Below are 20226 nucleotides of genomic sequence, written 5' to 3'. Positions count from 1 at the left end.
AACGACCGCACAGTTAATCTATCCGCACGAGGCGGAGGGAGGATATTTCGATGAACATGCAGGCTCGCGATTTCATTGCGGTCGATCGTTGGCGCGGTAAGGCTTTTTTGGGCGAGTGGAGTGCAACCGACGGCGGCGTGATGGAAATCAGCGACCCGGCGACGGGCGCGGTGCTCGGTTCGGTCGGCATAGCCGATCCGAAGGACATCGCGAAGGCGGCACGCGAGGCGCGCCAAGCCCAACCCGCATGGGCTGCGAAGTTGCCGCAGGAGCGCGCGGCGATCCTCAGCAAGGCGGCCGATCTGCTCGAGCAGAACGGCGAGGAGCTGATCGGTTGGATCATGCGCGAGAGCGGCTCAATCCAGCCCAAGGCTGCGATCGAGATCGAGCACGGAGCGGCGTTCGTGCGCCATGCGGCGGCGATCGCGATCGAGCCCAACGGGATCATGCTGCCGTCAATGGAACCGGGGCGGTCGAACACAGCGAAGCGCGTGCCCCATGGGGTGGTCGGCGTGATTTCGCCATTCAACTTCCCGCTGGTGCTGTCCATCCGTGCCATCGCCGCGGCGCTCGCCGTGGGCAACGCCGTGGTCCATAAGCCCGATCCCCGCACCGCGGTGTCCGGCGGTATCATCATCGCGCGCATCTTCGAGGACGCGGGCCTGCCTAGGGGCGTGCTGCAGGTCGTGCCGGGCGGCGCGGCGGCGGGCGAGGCGATGTGCGTCGATCCCAACATCGCGATGATCTCCTTCACCGGCTCGGCGGAAGGCGGCAGCAAGGTCGGCGAGGTCGCCGGTCGCCATCTCAAGAAGGTGCAGCTCGAACTCGGCGGCAAGAATTCGCTGATCGTGCTCGACGATGCCGATATCGACGTCGCGGCGTCCAACGCAGCCTGGGGCGCGTTCCTGCATCAGGGGCAGATATGCATGTCGACCGGTCTAGTGCTCTCACACGCGAATATCGCCGAAACGCTGGCGACGAAGGTCGCCGAGAAGGCGCGGCATCTCCCGGCGGGCGATCCGTCGTCCGGCCAGGTCGCGCTCGGCCCCATCATCAGCGACGCACAGGTCACGAAGATCCAGGCGATTGTCGACGACGCGGTGGCGAAGGGCGCGCGGCTGCTCGCCGGCGGTGTCCACGACGGCCGCTATTACCAGGCGACGGTGCTGGCTGGTGTGAAGCCCGGCATGCGCGCGTTCGAGGAGGAAATCTTCGGGCCCGTTGCATGCCTCGTCAGCTTTGCCACCGACGATGAGGCGGTCGAGCTTGCCAACCGCTCCGAGTATGGCCTCGCCGCCGGCGTGATTTCCGGTTCGGTCGCGCGGGCGCGGGCTATCGGCGATCGCCTCACGGTAGGCCAGCTCCACATCAACGATCAGACCGTCAACGGCGGGCCGTTCGCACCGTTCGGCGGGCGCGGCCGATCCGGGAACGGCAGCCGCATTAGCGGCCCGGCAATCTGGGAAGAGTTCACGCAGTGGGTGTGGACCTCGGAGAAGCCGCAGGCGACGCCCTATCCGTTCTGAGCATCTCGCACAATCGGATGGCTTCCGGCACCTCTCGCGCGCCGGAAGCCATCCGCCTTGCAACGTCTGACGTCTGGAGACCCAGGATGAAGATCCGTGCCGCCGTCGCCCGCGAAAAGGGCGCGCCGTTGAACCTTGAAACCATCGACCTCGAAGCACCGCGCCCTGACGAAATTCTTGTCAAGGTGAAGGCCACGGGCGTCTGTCACACCGATCTCGTCGTTCGCGACGGCATGCTGCCGACGCCGCTGCCGGTCGTGCTCGGCCACGAAGGCGCGGGCGTCGTGGAAGCGGTCGGCGCAGCAATCACCAAGGTGAAGCCCGGCGATCACGTGGTGATGATCTTCAATTCCTGCGGCGCGTGTCCGAGCTGTCAGGACCACGCGATCAGCTATTGCCATGAATTCTTCCCGCGCAACTTCTTCGCCACGCGCGCGGACGGATCGAGCGCGCTGTCGGCGGACGGCGCGCGGATCAACGGCAACTTCTTCGGTCAGTCCTCGTTCGCGACCCACGCAATTTGCCACGAGGTCAATGTGGTGAAGGTCGCATCCGACGTCCCGCTCGAACTGCTCGGGCCGCTCGCCTGCGGCGTGCAGACCGGCGCCGGCGCGGTAATGAACGCGCTGAAAGTCTCCGCGGGAAGATCTTTCGCGGTGTTCGGATCCGGATCAGTCGGACTGTCGGCGCTGATGGCGGCACACGTGGTCGGCGCCACCACGATCATCGCGATTGATACCAATCCGGCAAGGCTCGAGATCGCGAAATCGCTCGGGGCGACGCATGTGATCGATCCGCGCCAGACCAATGCGGTCGAGGAGATAATGCGGATTACTGGCGCCGGCCTGAATTTCGCGCTCGATACCACGGGTTTGCCTGCGGTTATCCGCAGCGCCGTGGAGAGCCTCGGTCCGCGCGGCGCCTGCGGCATTCTAGGCGCGTCAGGACCGGATACGGAGATTATCCTTAATGAGACGCACTTCATGAGCGCCGGGCGCCGCCTGATCGGCATCGTCGAGGGCGACTCCAATCCGGACGTCTTCATTCCGATACTGATTGATCTCTACCGAACCGGCCGCTTCCCGTTCGACAAGCTCGTCAAATTCTACGCGCTCGATGAGATCAATGCGGCAATCCACGACTCCGAGACCGGCGCCGCGATCAAGCCGATCGTGCGAATGAACTGAATGCACGTCATTCGTAGCAGGCGAGGCTTGGCTTCGGCCGGCGCCGCGCCCGCCCTGGACAAAAGGCGGCAACCGTCCGGGTAATCGACACGTCGTTCACTGTCCAACGGAAGAAACATCCGGTAGGGGCGCGAGAGCTTGTCGAGATGCTATCAGCCCGAGCCCCGGCTCTAGATCAGGCGGAAAGCCGGCTCAGAAGCTCTTTGAGGCGGTCTACGGTGTAGGGTTCGGAGTGGCCGCGCAGGGATTCGGTAAGCGCGCTTAGCGGCATCTCCATGATCCGGGCGGCCTCGGCGTGGGTCAAACCTCGCTTCTATCGCCTCGTCGATCTCGATGACGACGTTCGCTTTCGCGAACTCGGTCTCCGAACCGCCCCGAGCCATCGTGCCCAGCGCCGTCTTTCTCAGCCCATCATGTCGAGTGATCATCTGACAGCCCTCACTCAAACCCGGTTAGCGGCCTCAGATTTTGGGACCCGAGCCCCCGTCTTCACCCGAGGCCGAGGGCTTTGTCAAAAGGGATGTCGAAGTTAGACCGTATCCAAGTCCAGACTGAACTCTACGGACTCCAGGCCGAGCACGTGCTCCGGCTTCGGCAGGACCTTGAGCTCCCATGTACCATTCCCCGACACTCGCGGTTCTCAGGCGGCCACAAGCGCGTTAGGCGATATCGGCGCGATTGTTGCGCCGAAGCGCGCTCGGCGCGGGTGATCTGAGAGAACAGCAGATAGCACGGACTTCGTCAGTCACGGCAAAGCGTAGGGCAGCGCTCCACGTCTGTGATGGTCTATGACTAGCCTGATCTTGACAGGCGGAACGGCTCTCTGAGGGCACTGTGGACGCTCGCAGATGCGACAGGATATGCCGATCGGTTCGAACGCGGCGCGGTTCGTGAGCTCGAGCCCATCGGCATAGACGAAGTCGCCAGCATACGAGATCTCGCATCCGAGCGAGATGGCGTAACGTTGATGCGGTGTGTTGAAGCCGCGGCCGCCCTTGGAAATCTCCGTGGCGATGCACAGATAGCGGACGCCGTCGGGCGTCTCAGCTAGTTGGCGGATGATGCGTCCTGGCGTCTCGAAGGCCTGGTGTACATTCCAGAGCGGACAGGCCGAACCGAAGCGGGCGAACTGCAGCTTGGCCGCGCTGTGCCGCTTAGTGATGTTGCCGGCGCGGTCGATACGGGCGAAGAAGATCGGCGCGCCCTTGTGGCCTGGTCGCTGCAGGGTGCTCAGCCGATGCGCAACCTGCTCCATGCCAGCGCCGAATCGCGCGCAGAGCAGTTCGAGATCGTGGCGCAGTTCCTTGGCGGCGGCGAGGAAGGCCTGGTAGGGAAGCACCAGTGCGCCGGCGAAGTAGTTAAGCAGGCCGACGCGGCAGATGTCCTTCGCCTCGGCAGAGCGGAAGTCCGCCTTTCGGATAATGTCGGCGATCGCCGCCTCGAGCTCAAGCTGCCCAATCTGAAAGGCGGTCTGGAAGGTGCGAGTAGCCGGCGGAGAATACGGATTGAGAAAGAGCAGTCGCGAGTTGACGTCGAAGCGCCGTATCACGTCCTCGTCGGCGCCAGCGTTGACGACACGTATGCCGTGCCGGGTCTCAAGATGCTTAGCTAACGCTGCGCTGGATTCCTGCTCACCAATGCCCAAATCCGCTGCCAGCCGTTCCGCCGCGACGTCGATGACGTGTACGTAATTGTCGACGAAATGGAAGAAGTCGCGGACCTCTTCGTAGGGCGTCGGCTCCGCAGCCGACGCCCCATGTCCCAGCGTGTCGTCGAGACTCGCCAACTGCTCGCTGTTGCGGCGATAGGCCTGATGACAGGAGATCAGCGCACGGGCGAAGCCCGGCGCGTTCTGCGTGACCAACTTAAGTTCCTGAAGGTTTGGCGAATAATTGTCGAATAGGGGATCCGCCAGCGCTTCGCTGAGGGCCGAGAGCAGCCTGTCGCCGTCGCTGGCTGAGATCGAGGCGATGTCGATCTGGAAATTCTCAGCGAGAGCCAACAGGACTGCGGCCGACACGGGACGCTGGTTGTTCTCGACCTGATTGAGATAGCTGATCGAAATTCCGAGGCGCTCGGCGAAGACGACCTGCGTGGCGTTGTGGGCCTCGCGCAGTTCCCGGATCTTGCGGCCAATGTAAAGCTTAGGAGGTGCCATATTTGCAATTTCGCAGAAATGAATTTGCATATTTGCATATTATACTTTTGTGCCCATTTCAATGTTTTCTGCAAGGACGGCGGCAGCTATTCGATCGGTCAATGTTCATGTGGGCCAGGGATGGGAGAAGATCATGACCCTCTTCACAGCGATCGCAGGGCGGCGTGCGCCTGCCGGTCTGGCGCTGGATGCGCTGACTGTTGCCGCAGCATCGCTGCTGCTCACGCTATCAGCGAAGGTCACGGTGCCTTTCTTTCCTGTGCCGTTGTCGATGCAGACCTTCGTTGCCATCGGTTTGGGGCTCGCGCTCGGTCCAGTGCGCGGCGGGGCAGCCGTGCTTTTCTATCTTGCGCAAGGTGCTGTCGGCCTACCGGTTTTCGCAGGCACGCCACAGCAGGGGCTGGGCCTCGCCTACATGGTCGGTCCGACGGGCGGCTACCTTGCCGGCTTCTTCGTCCAGGCAGTAGTCGCCGGCCTGTTCGCGCAGCGCGGATGGGATCGCCAACCGCTGACCGCGATGGTTGCCGCACTGGTCGCCGCCGCGACAATTTACCTGACCGGCCTGCCGTGGCTCGGCACGGTGATCGGCTTCGACAAACCAGTGATAGCCTACGGCCTCACGCCGTTCGTCCTCGGCGACGTGGTCAAGGCGATGCTCGCTGCACTCATCTTTCCGATGGCTTGGAAGGCCATCGCGGACAAGGCTGACCGCTGATGCGCGCAGTCCTGGAACAGCTTGAAGCACGCCGGGACGAGGCGCGCCTCGGCGGCGGTCAGAAACGCATCGATGCACAGCACGCCAAAGGTAAGCTGACTGCGCGCGAGCGCATCGACGTGCTCCTCGACGAGGGATCGTTCGAGGAATACGACATGTACGTTACCCACCGGACGACCGAGTTCGGCATGGCTTCGCAGAAGGTCGCCGGCGACGGCGTCGTGACAGGGTGGGGCACGATCAACGGCCGCATCGTCTATGTCTTCAGCCAGGACTTCACTGTACTTGGCGGTTCGTTGTCGGAAACGCATGCGCAGAAGATCTGCAAGATCATGGACATGGCGGTGCGCAACGGGGCGCCGGTGATCGGACTCAACGATTCCGGCGGCGCGCGTATCCAGGAGGGCGTCGCCTCACTCGCCGGCTATGCCGAAGTGTTCCGCCGCAATGCCGAGGTCTCTGGTGTCATTCCGCAGATCTCGGTCATCATGGGGCCCTGCGCTGGCGGCGCCGTCTACTCGCCGGCGATGACCGACTTCATCTTCATGGTGCGCGACTCGTCCTACATGTTCGTCACCGGCCCGGATGTCGTGAAGACGGTGACCAACGAGATCGTCACGGCCGAAGAACTGGGCGGCGCACGGACACATACGTCGAGATCTTCCGTCGCCGACGGCGCCTACGACAACGACATCGAGGCGCTCGAAGGCGTGCGCCGCATGTTCGACTTCCTACCCCTGAACAATCGCGAGAAGCCGCCAGTACGCCCGTTCTACGACGACCCCTCGCGCATCGAGATGCGGCTCGACACGCTGATCCCTGACAGCGCCAGTAAGCCTTATGATATGAAGGAACTGATCCTGGCGCTGGCCGATGAAGGCGATTTCTTCGAGATTCAGGAAGCCTTCGCAAGGAATATTATTACTGGCTTCATGCGCCTCGAAGGCCAGACTGTCGGCGTCGTCGCCAATCAGCCGATGGTACTGGCGGGCTGCCTCGACATCGACTCGTCGCGCAAGGCGGCGCGCTTCGTGCGCTTCTGCAATGCCTTCTCGATTCCGATCCTGACGCTCGTGGATGTGCCCGGCTTCCTGCCAGGCACGGCGCAGGAATATGGCGGCGTCATCAAGCATGGCGCCAAGCTCCTGTTCGCCTATTCGCAAGCGACCGTGCCGATGGTGACGCTAATCACGCGGAAGGCTTATGGCGGCGCCTATGACGTCATGGCGTCCAAGCACATCGGGGCCGACGTGAACTACGCCTGGCCGACGGCCGAGATCGCGGTTATGGGCGCTAAGGGTGCGACCGAAATCCTCTACCGCTCCGAGCTCAGCAATCCGGAGAAGGTCGCCGCCCGCACTGCGGAATACGAAGAGCGGTTCGCCAACCCATTCGTTGCCGCCGAGCGCGGCTTCATCGACGAAGTGATCATGCCGCACTCGTCGCGCAAGCGCATCGCACGCGCCTTCGCTGCCTTACGCGCCAAGGCGGTTGACGCGCGCTGGCGCAAGCACGACACGATCCCGTTGTGAGGCGATAAAATGTTCAAGAAGATGCTCATCGCCAATCGCGGCGAAATCGCCTGCCGAGTGATCAAGACCGCCAGGAAACTAGGAATCGCAACTGTCGCCGTTTATTCGGACGCCGACCGTGACGCGCTGCACGTGAGAATGGCCGACGAGGCCGTGCATATCGGTCCGGCGCCCTCGTCGCAGTCCTACATTGTCATCGACAAGATCATCGCTGCGATCCGCCAGACCGGCGCAGACGCAGTACATCCGGGCTATGGCTTTCTGTCGGAGAATGCGCATTTCGCCGAGGCGTTGAAGGCCGAGAACGTGGCCTTCATTGGCCCGCCTCCGGCCGCCATCAAAGCGATGGGCGACAAGATCACCTCGAAGAAGATCGCCGCGGCGGCGGGCGTGAACACGGTTCCCGGTCATATGGGCCTGATCGAAAGCCCTGATGAGGCGGCAAGGATCTCGGCTGAGATCGGCTACCCGGTCATGATCAAGGCCTCCGCTGGCGGCGGCGGCAAGGGGATGCGCATCGCCTGGAACGATGCCGAGGCGCGCGAGGGCTACCAGTCGTCCAAGAACGAAGCCAAATCCTCCTTTGGCGACGATCGTATCTTCATCGAGAAGTTCGTCACCGAGCCGCGCCACATCGAGATCCAGGTGCTGGGCGACCAGCACGGTAACATTCTCTATCTCGGCGAGCGCGAGTGCTCGATCCAGCGTCGCAACCAGAAGGTCATCGAGGAAGCGCCATCCCCGTTCCTCGATGACGCGACGCGCAAGGCGATGGGCGAGCAGGCCGTCGCCCTGGCGCGTGAGGTCGGCTACTTCTCAGCCGGCACGGTCGAGTTCATCGTTGACGGCAAGCGCAACTTCTACTTCCTCGAGATGAACACGCGCCTGCAGGTCGAACATCCTGTAACCGAACTGATCACAGGCATCGATCTCGTCGAGCAAATGATCCGTGTTGCGGCCGGCGAGAAGCTGACCCTGGCCCAGGGGGACGTCCGCCTCAACGGCTGGGCGATCGAGAGCCGTCTTTATGCCGAGGACCCGTACCGGAACTTCCTGCCGTCGATCGGTCGGCTGACGCGTTACCGGCCACCAAAGGAAGGCAGGCAGGCCGACGGAGTGATCATCCGCAACGACACGGGCGTGTTCGAGGGCGGCGAGATCTCAATGTACTATGATCCGATGATCGCCAAGCTATGCACGTGGGCACCGGACCGACTGGCCGCGATCGATGCCATGGGCAAGGCACTCGACGATTTCGAGGTTGAAGGCATCGGTCACAACCTGCCGTTCCTCTCGGCCGTGATGGACCAGCAGCGGTTCCGGGACGGCAAGTTGACGACGGCCTACATCGCCGAGGAATTTCCGGATGGCTTTGCCGGCGTGACGCCGGCCGCAGCCCAGGCAAAGGCACTTGCGGCGATTGTCGCCTTCGCGAATCTGCGTGCGCAGAAGCGCGCGGTGCAGATATCGGGCGCGCTGGCCAATCATCCCAGGGCAGTTGGCAGAGACTGGGTTGTAACGCTCGGGGACCATCAGTTCGCGGTATCGGCTTCGGTCGAGGGCAGTCGCACGCTGGTCGATTTCGGCGGCTGCGACGCGATCGAGGTACATAGCGACTGGCTGCCGGGCCGCCAGCACGCACATTTCGAGGTCGCCGATACGTCGGTGGGTGTGAAGCTACAGCCAGCCGGTAGTGGCTATCGCTTGCGCTGGCGCGGCATCGATGTGGTGGCAAATGTACGCACGCCGCGTGCCGCGGAACTTGCACGCCTGATGCCGACCAAGCTGCCGCCGGACACGACGAAGATGCTGCTCTGCCCCATGCCTGGCATTGTGACGACTATTCTCGTCGGGGAAGGCGACGCGGTCGAGGTCGGCCAGTCGCTTGCCACCGTCGAGGCGATGAAGATGGAAAACGTTCTGCGCGCCGAGCGCCGGGGAATAGTGAAGAAGGTAGCCGCAGTAGCCGGCGCGAGCCTTGCAGTCGACGAGCTCATCATGGAGTTCGATTAGGAGCTAGCCATGAGCAATCCCAAGCTCGACACCTGGCGCGTCGCCGCCGAGAAGGAAGTGAAGGGTTCGCCCGATGAGCTGATCTGGCAGACGCCAGAGGGCATCGCGGTGAAGCCGCTCTACACCGCCGGCGATCTTGAAGGGGTCGACCACCTGGGATCCTTGCCGGGCCAGAAGCCGTTCGTGCGGGGGCCTCGTGCGACGATGTATGCCGGACGTCCGTGGACGATCCGGCAATATGCCGGTTTCTCGACGGCCGAGGCTTCGAACACCTTCTATCGCAGGGCGTTGGCAGCCGGTCAGCAGGGCGTGTCGGTGGCCTTCGACCTCGCCACGCATCGCGGCTACGACAGCGATCACCCGCGCGTGGTCGGCGACGTCGGCAAGGCCGGCGTGGCAATCGATTCGGTCGAGGACATGAAGATCCTGTTCGACGGTATCCCGCTCGAGAAGGTGTCCGTATCGATGACAATGAACGGTGCGGTCATTCCCATCCTGGCGAATTTCATCGTTGCTGGCGAGGAACAGGGCGTGCCGCGCGCGCATCTGTCGGGGACCATCCAGAACGATATCCTCAAAGAGTTCATGGTCCGCAACACCTACATCTACCCGCCAGAACCCTCGATGCGGATCATCGCCGACATTATCGAGTATACGGCCAAGGAGATGCCGAAATTCAACTCGATCTCCATCTCCGGCTACCACATGCAGGAGGCCGGCGCGACGCTAGTGCAGGAACTCGCTTTCACGCTGGCCGACGGGCGCGAATATGTCCGCGCGGCGTTGAAGAAAGGGCTCGATGTCGACGATTTCGCCGGCCGCCTGTCGTTCTTCTTCGCCATCGGCATGAACTTCTTCATGGAGGCAGCAAAGCTTCGCGCCGCACGGCTCCTGTGGACGCGCATTATGGAGGAGTTCCAGCCAAAGAAAGCCTCGTCGCTGATGCTGCGCACGCATTGCCAGACCTCGGGCGTGTCGCTGCAGGAGCAGGATCCATACAACAATGTCGTGCGCACGGCCTTTGAGGCGATGTCGGCGGTGCTGGGCGGAACGCAGTCGCTCCACACCAACTCGTTCGACGAGGCGATCGCCTTGCCGACTGAGTTCTCCGCCCGTATCGCGCGCAACACGCAGCTCATCCTGCAACACGAGACGGGCGTAACCAAGGTCGTGGATCCGCTGGCTGGCTCCTACTATGTCGAGAGTCTGACCAAGGAGCTGGCCGACGCGGCGTGGAAACTGATCGAAGAAATCGAGGCCATCGGTGGCATGACCAAGGCGGTCAACGACGGTCTGCCGAAGCGGCTTATCGAGGAAGCGGCGACACGCAAACAGGCGGCTATCGACCGCGGCGACGAGGTCATCGTCGGCGTCAACAAATACCGCCTCGACCAGGAGGACCAGATCGACATCCTCGACATCGACAACAAGGCCGTTCGGGAGGCTCAGATTCAGCGCATCGAGAGGACGAAGCGTCAGCGTGATCCCAAGCGCGTGGACTCGGCCCTTGCCGCACTGAGCCACATCGCCCACAGTGGGGAAGGCAACATATTGGAAGCCGCAGTCGAGGCGTCGCGTTCACGCGCTACCGTCGGCGAAATCTCAGACGCGCTTCGCGGAGCGTTCGGTGATCACGCAGCCGTACCGAAAGTAGTGAAGCGCGTTTACGGAGCTGCGTACGAGGGCGAACCTGAATACGACACCCTTGTCCAACGTCTCGATCAGTTCTCCAAGTCTCTTGGAGAAACGCCGAAGGTATTGGTAGCGAAGCTCGGCCAGGACGGCCACGATCGCGGCGCGAAGATCATAGCCTCTGCTTTCGGCGACATCGGCTTCGAGGTGGTGGCCGGACCGCTGTTCCAGACACCGGATGAGGCAGCCGATCTCGCCGTTAAGTCAAAGGTCCATGTCGTCGGCATGTCTTCGCTCGCCGCTGGCCACAAGACGTTGGCGCCACAATTAATCGATGCACTCAAGGCGAAGGGCGGCGACAAGATCATCGTCGTCGTGGGTGGCGTCGTGCCGCGCCAGGATTACAATTTCTTGCTGGATCATGGCGTCGCGGCCGTGTTTGGCCCGGGCACCAATGTGCTGGATGCCGCGAATGCAGTATTAGATCTCGTTGAAGGCATACGAACGAACCGATAACAAGGCCTGTTCCGAGCCTATCGCAGCAACCGGACGTCCGGTTTGGATATTTGGTCACTTCGGACTTTTGCGTTCGCGACCATGTCCGAGGCAGAGCCTTCCAGAAACTCCTTCACCGACTTCTCGGCCTCGTCGAGCGGCGGGCCGGCCCAGACGGCCGCCAGCGAAATCTCCGGCACCTTGGCCTGGGTGTAGGGCCAGTCAGGATAGCGCGGATCGGCCGCGCGCGGCCGTGCAGCACAGCGCAATTGCCATGGCAGCCAGGATCAGAACCTTCATCCTTCGCCTCCCGCAGGTCCGCGCCGCGCCACCCGCGCGAGGGATCATAGGCCAGAATCGCGCCGATCATGAAGACGATTGTGCAAGCCGCGACCACCGCCAGCGAGATCCAGTTGACCTGTCCGTACAGCGCGAAGCGGATCAGCTCGACCGCATGGGTGAACGGATTGGCTGCGCAGAGATAATAGAGATACGGGCTGCCCTCCTGCACCCGCCAGACCGGGTAGAGCGCGGAGGAGGCGAAGAACATCGGGAAAATGACGAAGTTCATCACGCCGGCAAAGTTCTCGAGTTGCTTGATGCCGGAGGAGATCAGCATGCCGAGCGAGCCCAGCATCAGCCCGGACAGGATCAGCGCCGGCAGCACGGTGAGATAGCCTGATAGAGGAGGGGTGATGTCCCAGAACCACGCGATCAGGAGGAACGCATAGACCTGGAGCAGCGACACCGCGGTACCCGCCAGCAGCTTGCAGAACAACAGGAAGCCGCGCGGCAGCGGGCTCACCAGCAGCGTACGCATATTGCCCATCTCGCGGTCATAGACCATCGAGAGCGAGGACTGCATGCCGTTGAAGAGCTGGATCATCGCCATCAGCCCGGGTGCGATGAAGACCTCATACAGAATGTAGGTCTCGTAGGGCGGGATGATGGAGATGCCGAGCACCTGCCGGAAGCCGGCGGCGAAGATGAACAGCCACACCAGGGGACGCACCAGCGCGGAGACGAAGCGCTCGCGCTGATGCAGGAAGCGCAGGCCCTCGCGCCAGACGATGCCGGTGAGGCAGGTCATGTACTCCGAGGCCGAGAAGCCGCGCGGCGCATCGCTTGTGGTGATGCTGCTCATGCACCGCCTCCCGGCATGGTTTGCGCACCGGTCAGGCGCATGAAGGCGGTGTTGACGTCCTGCGCGCCGGCATCCGTGATGACGCGGCTCATCGGCCCCTGCGCCAGCACCTTGCCCTGATGCAGCACCACGAGATCGTCACTGGACATGATCTCGTCGAACAGGTGAGTGGCCCAGAGCACGCCGATGCCTTGCTCGGTCACGAGCTGGCGGACATGGCTGATGATGTCGGCGCGCGCCTTGACGTCCAGCCCGACGGTCGGCTCGTCCAGCAGCAACAGCCGCGGCCGGTGCAGCAGCGCGCGTGCGATCTCCAGCCGCCGCATCTGCCCGCCCGAGAGATCGCGCACCTTGCTGCCGGCGCGCTCGGAAAGCCCGATGCGGCCGAGCAGCTCGGCACTGCGCGTGGTCGCCTCGCGGCGGCCGATGCCGTGCAGCGCCGCGTGATAGAGCAGATTCTGCGTCAGCGACAGATCGAGATCAAGTGTGCGCGGCTGGAATACGACGCCAAGCAGCCGCAGCGCCTCGCCCGATGAGCTACTGATATCGTGCCCGAAAATGCCGACGCCCCCCGACTGGATGCCGAACAGGCGCGTCACGAGCGAAAACAGCGTGCTCTTGCCGGCGCCGTTGAGGCCGAGCAGCGCGGTAAAGCTCGCAGGCTGCACCTTGAAGGACACGTCCATCAACGCGCGGCGCGGGCCGTAGGAATGGCTGACGCCGTCGATCGACAGCGCCGGCACCGCCGCCGGATCTGGCCTTGGCGTCTCGCGTGGCTCAGCGATGGGAGCAGGGCTGGTCATGGTGCGATCGTGATGTCCCAGGGCAGTTCGCCCACCTGAATGGTCTTGTGCGGCCGCAGGATCTCGAACGTGACCTTACCGATCACCGCGTGCTTCATGGGATCGATCACTGAGACCGTGCCGCCGATTTCAGAGGATACCCACACTTCCGAGCTGTCGTGCTCGAACTCGGCAAAGCGCGGCCGCGCGTCGACTAGCACATGGCGCCCATCTGGCGCAAATCCGTGTCTATAAAATGCACCATGTTGGTCATTTCCGACGTATTGATTTAGCGTCTTGCCGCCGGCGCCGATGGTGACGCCCTCCGGCTCGACGCCGGCCTGGCTGTCGCCGATCCGCGCACGCTTTTCCAGATTGATCACGGTAATCGTGTTGTCGTTCTCGTTCGCGACATGGGGCCCCTTGCCGACCGCGTCGTGCGTGAACAGCTCGGAGTCGGGCCCGGAGGTTAGGGTGTCGACCCACGCTTGCGCCCTGGCGTCGATCACCTGGATGGTGCCGTCGCCGACCGCGACCATCACGAACTTGCCGTCGCGCGTGAACTCGATGCCGTGCGGGCGCTGGCCGACCTTGATGGTCTTGGTCGCCGTCCAGCTTTCGGTGTCAATCGCAGAGAGGGTGTTGCCCTTCTCGTTCGAATGCTTAGTGGGTCGGTCGATGTCGACGTTCTCTTATGCTGCGCGCACCGTAGCTAGAAATTTCTCAACCTCGCTCTTGAGCCGCTCACTTTGGTTCGAAAGCATCCGGGCCGACGCAAGCACTTGACTTGATGCCGAGCCAGTTTCGCTTGCGCCGCGGCTAACGTCGTCGATATTCGATGCTACGGCTGAGCTGCCCCGCGCCGCGGTTATGACATTTCGCGCGATTTCCTGTGTAGCAGCGCTTTGTTCCTCCACAGCAGTGGCTATGGCCGACGAAATTTCTGAGATGACATTGATCGTTGCGCTGATCTCCCTGATCGCGCCCACCGATGTCTCCGTGGCAGACTGCATGCTCGCAATTTGGGTTGCGATTTCGTCAGTCGCCTTTGACGTCTGCGCCGCTAGCGCCTTCACCTCCGAGGCGACGATCGCGAAACCGCGGCCGGCATTTCCCGCCCGCGCGGCCTCAATTGTCGCATTGAGTGCTAGTAGATTTGTCTGCTCAGCAATCGCGGTAATCAGCCTGACGACATCGCCAATGCGAGCGCTGGACTGCGAAAGTTCCGTTATACTGGCATTCGTCTTCTCCGCCTGTCGGACCGCATCGCTGGCAACGCGGCTGGCCTGTTGCACCTGACGGCCGATTTCGTTCACCGAAGAAGTGATCTTCTCAGTCGCACCTGCTACCGATTGCACGTTCGTGGAAACCTCTTGCGAGGCGCCTGCTGCATCGCCGGAAATGCGTCCGGTGGACTGAGCGCTCGTGGTTAGCGTATTGGCTGCTGCCTCTAGTTCGGTCGCGGATGAGGATAGCGAACTGACAAGTTCGCCGATCATGGATTCAAATTGGCTGGTAACTGCGTCCACGCGCTGGCCGCGGGTAATCTTCGCGTTGGCGTCAGCGGCTGCAGCCTCGTCGACGGCCTTTTTGGCGACCAGCGCGTCCTTAAACACCTGCAAGGCGCTGGCCATTTGGCCAATCTCGGTCTTCGGGTTGATGCACGGCACGGCCACCGTCAGATCGCCCGCTGCGAGGACCCGCATCGGAGTGACGACAGAGTTTATGCCGCGGGTAATAGTCCGCAGAAGATATATCCCGGCGCAAATGCCGAGGATCATGGAGGTGAGAAGTATGGCGGAAATCAATTTAAGCGTTAGCGCGTAGTTGTCTGCAGCCTTCCGGGTCGCGACGTCGGCGCCCTTGTTGTTGAGATCGATATTCTTTTGGAGCGGAGTCTCCAGTTTCGCGCCGACCGGCGCCTTGGCCGTGATGAAGTCGCGAGCCTTAGCGGTGTCATTGTCCTTGCGATTGATATCCATCACCTCGCGGATCTGCGTCACGTAGTCAGTCCACGCTTCCATAAACGCATCAGCAAGCTCCCTTTCTTCTTGCGAAGTTACGAGCGGCTGATAGGACTTGATCTTCTCGGCAATCGCCTGCGCAATGGCCTCCAATGCCTTTTCATCGGTGGCTTTTTTTTGCGGATCGGTATCCAGGACAAACTGTCGAATATTGACGCGATAACGGTTGACGAGGACGCGTATCTCGCCGAGAACTCGTACGCTTGGCAGCCATTTTGTCGAGATATTGATGGTGTATTCGTTCATCGTCTGCATTCTGGTAACGGCAAACAGTCCGGTGCCAGCCAACGTTATCAGCAACATCACAATAACGGCAATTAGCCTCGCGCGAACCGAAAGATTAGCAAGCATTTTGAACTCCGGGGTATTCTGACTGCTAGTGTCAGAATGCGTTGTTCTGGCAGAAGCAGAATATGGGACTTCGAGAAAACAGACAGGCGGTTTCGTCTGCTGTTCGAAGGTTACGATCAGAATATTGACCTGCACTTTCACACTTTCCGGCGGCTGACCCCTACAGTTGCATTGAAGAGTAGTTTCATTGCAGTCTCAACGACGCGAGCAGCCAGACAGAACAAAAACTGTTCTTTTCGTGGGGCCTAATCGCTAGGTGATCGAACTAGGCCGGAGGTCCGTTGGGGCTGACGCTCGACAGGCCTGGGGCGCTCGCACAGAAGCGGCGAACGAGAACCGGTCCTTGCTGGTGGGTCGCCCCCGGACAATCAGGACCATGTTGGAGTACAAGTTCCAATGGTACGCTCGGGACTCGTCGTGGTCGGGCGGGCACACACGTCACGGACCTGCAGTGCCGCCTATGCGGCGCCCTTCGGGCCCGCGAGTAGTCACAAATTCTGGAAAGGCGGCCCGCTAGACCGAATTCCGCTCTCGGATTTGGAAGCAAGAATCGGAGCGTTGGTGATCAGCGAATCAGTAACGCGTATTATTGGTTGAGGGCCGGATATCTAATGCATGAACGTTTTTGGACTGCACACGAAGCCATTGCAGCATAAGAGATTTTCATCCTATCATTTTCTGCGATTGGTCGAGGAAAACGGGGATGTCGGCTTCTGGTCGTGCGAACTTTCGGCGGATGAAATCACATCCTCGGTTGGACTGCATCGTATCCTAGGCCTCCCCCCTTCCTTTCCCTTGTCCTATCAAAAATTGGTCGGGCTGATGCACCCGGCCGACCGCCCTCAACACAAGCATATGGATCAAGTGGTTCGTGCGGGACAGCCATTCGCACGAGAATTCCGCATTGTGCGGCCGGATCAAACAGTCCGGTGGATACTCATCAAAGCAGAGGCCATTCTCGACCGAGAAGGCAGTCCGGTGCGAGCCGTCGGACTTGTCCTTGACGTGACTGCACGACGTGAGGCTCAGCATGCTATCATGCAGAGTGAGGGTCGGTTTGATGCGATTCTCGGGGCGCTCGGGGCCATTGTTTGGACAACGGCGGCAGATGGCAGAGCGCAGCCAAGTAAATCCTGGCAGGATCTCACGGGCCAATCGGCTATCGAGACCGAGGGCGAGGGCTGGCTAGATGCAGTTCATCCCGATGATCGCGAGCATACCCGTGCAGCTTTCCGTGCAGCAGTCGCCAATAGGACAATTTGTAGTGCGGACTACCGTGTTCGCACACCGAACGACGGATATATCTGGCTTCACGCTAGGGGCGCACCAGTTTGGGGACCCGACGGCACGCTACTGCATTGGATCGGCATTTGTTTAAAGCGCTCCGAGTATCGGCCCGGCGGCTTTGCCCACGAACGTTCCCTGATAGCAACCGACGTGATTTTGACCGCGGCACAAGTTCGTGGCGCCCGAGGTATTCTGACCTGGTCGGTGCAAGAATTGGCAAGCCGTGCAGGTGTTTCCGTCTCAACGATCAGGCGTCTTGAAGCCAACGAAAGCAGCGTGGTTCGCCGAAATAGCAAATTCGCAGTTCGGACGACACTCGAGGAGGCCGGAGTAGAATTTGGTCTTTCCCCCGACGGTAGACCAAGCCTCTTCGTACGATAGGATTCCGTGGATCGTGTAGTAACGCAGTCGATGGGCTCGTCTGGGACTCGCCGACGCGGCTGAACGGGGCCGGCGAATATCTTGCGCCCCTCGTCTTATCCAGCGTTAGCGAGCATTGGCTCGTCCGGATCACTGCGCGGTGACTACTCTCGGCCCTGAAGGGCCGAGAGTAGTTCGGTCAATGCTCGGAAAACCGACGTCCGCCGGCGCGGTCTGCCCGCCGAATGCGCCGCTGCAGTGCCAGGTCCCGGAACCAGATGAAGAGCAATTCTTGCTCAGTTGTCTTGTCGTATTACAGACAAATCTGATCAAAATTTGTTGGCGCGGCGGCAGCAATGCGAAACGCACGAAACCCAAGATAAACTGGTTGAATTCTAATTTGGCGGAGATGGCGCATGCCCGCCACGTAGGCGGCGGATACCAAGTTTGACCGAGTATGAGTTCAGTAACATGTCGATGCCGAAGCTAGCAAGCGGTGTGAACCAGACCGTGTGGCAACTACTTCGATCACCTATCAGCTTTCGCCGGCAGCAATACGTAGACCATCGCGCCATCAGCGTTCTAATGACCGCGATAACTGCGATTGCCGGCGCCTCGCTTTGGATGTGGGACTATGCGCACGACCCCCTTGGCGCTACAGCCACGATCTGGCTTCGCTTGGCAATTTTGCCGATAGCTACGCCCTACCTTATTGCATTGATTCTCAATTGGGATCACCGCCTTGCTGGTTTATGCGCAGCAATTACGTTTGCCGGATGGGAATGGGGATTCCTTGAAATACTAAATCGGCTAGACGACGGAATGACCTACGGGCTAGCGGGTTTCCTGTACTTTCTGTTCATGCCATTTCTTATGACGCGCGGGTGTTCTCTTCCCGCAAATCTGTCATTGACCGCAGGAATCGTTCTGTTTCCGTTGGCCCTGCACGTGGGAGGGCTGTCACCGCATCTCCCTGTTGAGCAATACGTGGTGTTGCTTGTCCCGGCGGCGACCATGTGTGTGTTCGCGGCATCCGCATTCTCTGGCGCTTATTGGAGAAGTTGGCACGACCGCGTGTGCTTGGAGAAAGCTGCACTGACGGACTCCATGACTGGTCTTTGCAACAGGCGGTGCTTCGTTGAGGCCATCAGCGCTGAAACTGAGCGCAAAGCCAGCCGCCCATTTGGAGTTCTGACGCTTGATCTCGACCATTTTAAAGAGATCAATGATGCGTTTGGACACGCGGCGGGCGACGAGCTGTTGATGGAGGTGGCGCGTCGACTTCGTTCTTGCGAACGTCATGGGGATATGACTGCCCGTTTGGGCGGAGATGAATTCGCGATGCTATTCTACGGCGCGCCAGGAAAGGACGAAGTCGCGGAGGTCGCCGATGTGATTTTGCGCAAACTAACCCAACCTGTCGTTTCGATGGGCCGCGAAATCAACGTTTCAGCAAGCATCGGAATTGCGTGTTACCCAGAGGATAGCCCGGACCCGCACGAAATTCTCAAAAATGCAGACGATGCTATGTACCGGGCAAAGAACACGGGGCGCAACAAGTATCAGCTCTATGATGCCGAGCTGATGGCACGCACCATTAAACGTACGATGATTGAGGCTACGCTGAAAAAGGCGCTGCAACGAGACGAATTTGAACTTTACTATCAGCCGCAAGTTCTGCTGCCCCCGGGGCTGGTTATCGGCGCAGAAGCACTGCTGCGGTGGAATCATGCTGAATTGGGCTTCCTTACACCTGATAGATTTATCTCGGTCGCGGAAGAGTCCGGCATCATTCTCGATATTGGCCGTTGGGTCATTGAGTCCGCTTGCCGTGCGGCGGTCAATTGGAACCGCGCCCGGGAGGAGGCATTTGTCGTATCAGTGAATGTCTCGGCACGTCAGATCATTCATGATGATCTAGTGCCTGTTGTTGCTAGAGCGTTAGCCGTATCGGGCTGTAAGCCTCAGTGGTTGTGCCTCGAAATTACTGAAAGCGTTCTTCTGGAAGATAAGCGCGGCGTAAAGGCGACCCTTGATGCTCTGAAGAAAATAGGAGTATCGATCGCCGTAGACGACTTCGGCACCGGATACTCTGCGCTTAGTTATCTGAGTAACTTTCCGATCGACGTGTTAAAGCTTGATCAGTCCTTTGTTCGTGAACTTGGCGAAGATCTCAGAAAAACGAAACTGGTCGAAGCGATAATTGGTATCGCAAAGGCGCTCGACCTCAAGCTCGTCGCGGAGGGGGTCGAGACGATGCAGCAGAGCGAGATTTTGGAGGCCAACGAGTGTTGGTTTGTGCAGGGATATCTTTATGGGAAGCCGATGCGGGAGGCCGCCTTTTCACAGCTGATTTCTCCAGCACGCGAAAGGTATCTTTGTGCGTAGCCGATGTGAGAAGATGCTGCGGCCTTGTTTGTCGAGCGGTCCCCCGCGTGGGTACATCCGCCGGATATTCGGCTGATGCGTCCAAAATCTATACATAAATATCGAATATGCCTCGTGGAACGGTGGCGTTCCGATCGCCATCGTACGTCAGTACATCGAGAACCAGGGCCGCGCCTCGATCCGGCCCTGAAGGACCGGGTTTGGGGCGCGCAAGTGGTGAATTCGATCGACCGCTGCCCGACCATCCGCCGATGGATGGTCTGGGACTATGCACTTGGCTGCGGGCCGCCGGCCCAACCGGAGCCGCCGACCCATTCCACTGCGGGCACCTCGTCCCGAGCTGTGGCAGCAATTCGCATTGCGAACGGCCCGATCTCGGTGAAAGCGAAGGTCGTAATCGAGATCGACGAGGCGATCGAAAAACTCGGCCTGACCCAAGCCAGGGCCGACTGGATTATGGAGATGCCGCTAAGGGAGCTTACCAAGCTCCTGCGCGGTCACACCGAACCCTACACCGTCGACCGCCTGAAAGAGCTCCTGAGCCGGCTTTCCGCATGATCCACAATTGTGGCTCTGGCTGGTAATCGACAAGGAAAACCCAGCCGCCACCGGCGGGGTTTTGTTTTATTCAG

The 20226-nt window shown here is 60.8% G+C and carries 12 protein-coding genes and 3 pseudogenes; 9 read left to right on the top strand and 6 right to left on the bottom strand.

Translation table 11 applies throughout. From position 1 onward, the window contains the following. Positions 1-50 precede the first annotated feature (50 nt). Both JQ616_RS29870 and JQ616_RS29865 read left to right on the top strand, forming a co-directional pair. On the top strand, positions 51-1526 hold the full coding sequence (locus tag JQ616_RS29870) for a benzaldehyde dehydrogenase (RefSeq protein WP_212020829.1): 1476 nt from the start codon (positions 51-53) through the stop codon (positions 1524-1526). Positions 1527-1612: 86 nt separating this feature from the next. Beyond that, on the top strand, positions 1613-2713 hold the full coding sequence (locus tag JQ616_RS29865) for an NAD(P)-dependent alcohol dehydrogenase (RefSeq protein WP_212020826.1): 1101 nt from the start codon (positions 1613-1615) through the stop codon (positions 2711-2713). Positions 2714-3458: 745 nt separating this feature from the next. Here JQ616_RS29865 and JQ616_RS29860 read toward each other — a convergent pair. Then, a complete protein-coding gene (locus JQ616_RS29860) occupies positions 3459-4871 on the bottom strand; it encodes a helix-turn-helix domain-containing protein (RefSeq protein ID WP_212020928.1) in 1413 nt (470 codons plus the stop codon). Positions 4872-5004: 133 nt separating this feature from the next. Here JQ616_RS29860 and JQ616_RS29855 point away from each other — a divergent pair, with 133 nt between their 5' ends. From JQ616_RS29855 to scpA, 4 genes are read left to right on the top strand one after another with little or no spacing between them, the layout of a single operon-like run. Further along, a complete protein-coding gene (locus JQ616_RS29855; RefSeq protein ID WP_212020824.1) occupies positions 5005-5586 on the top strand; it encodes a biotin transporter BioY in 582 nt (193 codons plus the stop codon). Beyond that, a complete protein-coding gene (locus tag JQ616_RS29850; protein ID WP_212020822.1) occupies positions 5586-7118 on the top strand; it encodes an acyl-CoA carboxylase subunit beta in 1533 nt (510 codons plus the stop codon). Before JQ616_RS29855 ends, JQ616_RS29850 begins: the two co-directional genes overlap by 1 nt. A gap of 9 nt (positions 7119-7127) precedes the next feature. Further along, a complete protein-coding gene (locus tag JQ616_RS29845; RefSeq protein ID WP_212020820.1) occupies positions 7128-9131 on the top strand; it encodes an acetyl-CoA carboxylase biotin carboxylase subunit in 2004 nt (667 codons plus the stop codon). 9 nt (positions 9132-9140) lie between these two features. After that, complete coding sequence (gene scpA / locus JQ616_RS29840) at positions 9141-11279, top strand: methylmalonyl-CoA mutase (RefSeq protein WP_212020818.1); 2139 nt, start codon at positions 9141-9143, stop codon at positions 11277-11279. Positions 11280-11341: 62 nt separating this feature from the next. Here scpA and JQ616_RS39475 read toward each other — a convergent pair. From JQ616_RS39475 to JQ616_RS29820, 5 genes and pseudogenes are all read right to left on the bottom strand, one after another. Next, positions 11342-11558 (bottom strand): annotated as a pseudogene (locus JQ616_RS39475) (hypothetical protein); the annotation flags it as partial. Then, positions 11555-12402: pseudogene (locus JQ616_RS29835) on the bottom strand (ABC transporter permease). The pseudogenes JQ616_RS39475 and JQ616_RS29835, both read right to left, overlap by 4 nt. Further along, positions 12399-13205 carry an ABC transporter ATP-binding protein gene (locus JQ616_RS29830; RefSeq protein ID WP_212020816.1) on the bottom strand — a complete coding sequence of 269 codons (807 nt, stop codon included), beginning with the start codon at positions 13203-13205 and terminating at the stop codon, positions 12399-12401. The pseudogene JQ616_RS29835 and the gene JQ616_RS29830 overlap by 4 nt, the downstream one beginning before the upstream one ends. Before the next feature lie 59 nt (positions 13206-13264). Then, positions 13265-13864 (bottom strand): annotated as a pseudogene (locus JQ616_RS29825) (hypothetical protein); the annotation flags it as partial. A 12-nt stretch (positions 13865-13876) separates the two neighbouring features. Further along, complete coding sequence (locus tag JQ616_RS29820; protein WP_212020926.1) at positions 13877-15559, bottom strand: methyl-accepting chemotaxis protein; 1683 nt, start codon at positions 15557-15559, stop codon at positions 13877-13879. A 615-nt stretch (positions 15560-16174) separates the two neighbouring features. On the opposite strand from JQ616_RS29820, the gene JQ616_RS29815 reads away from it, so the two are divergent. The 3 genes from JQ616_RS29815 (at position 16175) to JQ616_RS29805 (ending at position 20152) form a co-directional block, all read left to right on the top strand. Beyond that, positions 16175-17227, top strand: coding sequence for a PAS domain-containing protein (locus JQ616_RS29815; RefSeq protein ID WP_212020814.1), 1053 nt, complete (start codon positions 16175-16177; stop codon positions 17225-17227). A gap of 426 nt (positions 17228-17653) precedes the next feature. Beyond that, complete coding sequence (locus tag JQ616_RS29810) at positions 17654-19594, top strand: putative bifunctional diguanylate cyclase/phosphodiesterase (RefSeq protein ID WP_212020812.1); 1941 nt, start codon at positions 17654-17656, stop codon at positions 19592-19594. Positions 19595-19810: 216 nt separating this feature from the next. Beyond that, positions 19811-20152 carry an XRE family transcriptional regulator gene (locus JQ616_RS29805; RefSeq protein ID WP_212020810.1) on the top strand — a complete coding sequence of 114 codons (342 nt, stop codon included), beginning with the start codon at positions 19811-19813 and terminating at the stop codon, positions 20150-20152. Positions 20153-20226: the final 74 nt, after the last annotated feature.

Origin of the sequence: Bradyrhizobium tropiciagri (assembly GCF_018130545.1) — a bacterium.
GTDB classification, from domain to species: domain Bacteria; phylum Pseudomonadota; class Alphaproteobacteria; order Rhizobiales; family Xanthobacteraceae; genus Bradyrhizobium; species Bradyrhizobium tropiciagri_A.
The sequence above is the reverse complement of the archived record's forward strand: the minus strand, read 5'-3'. Positions and strand labels throughout refer to the sequence as shown.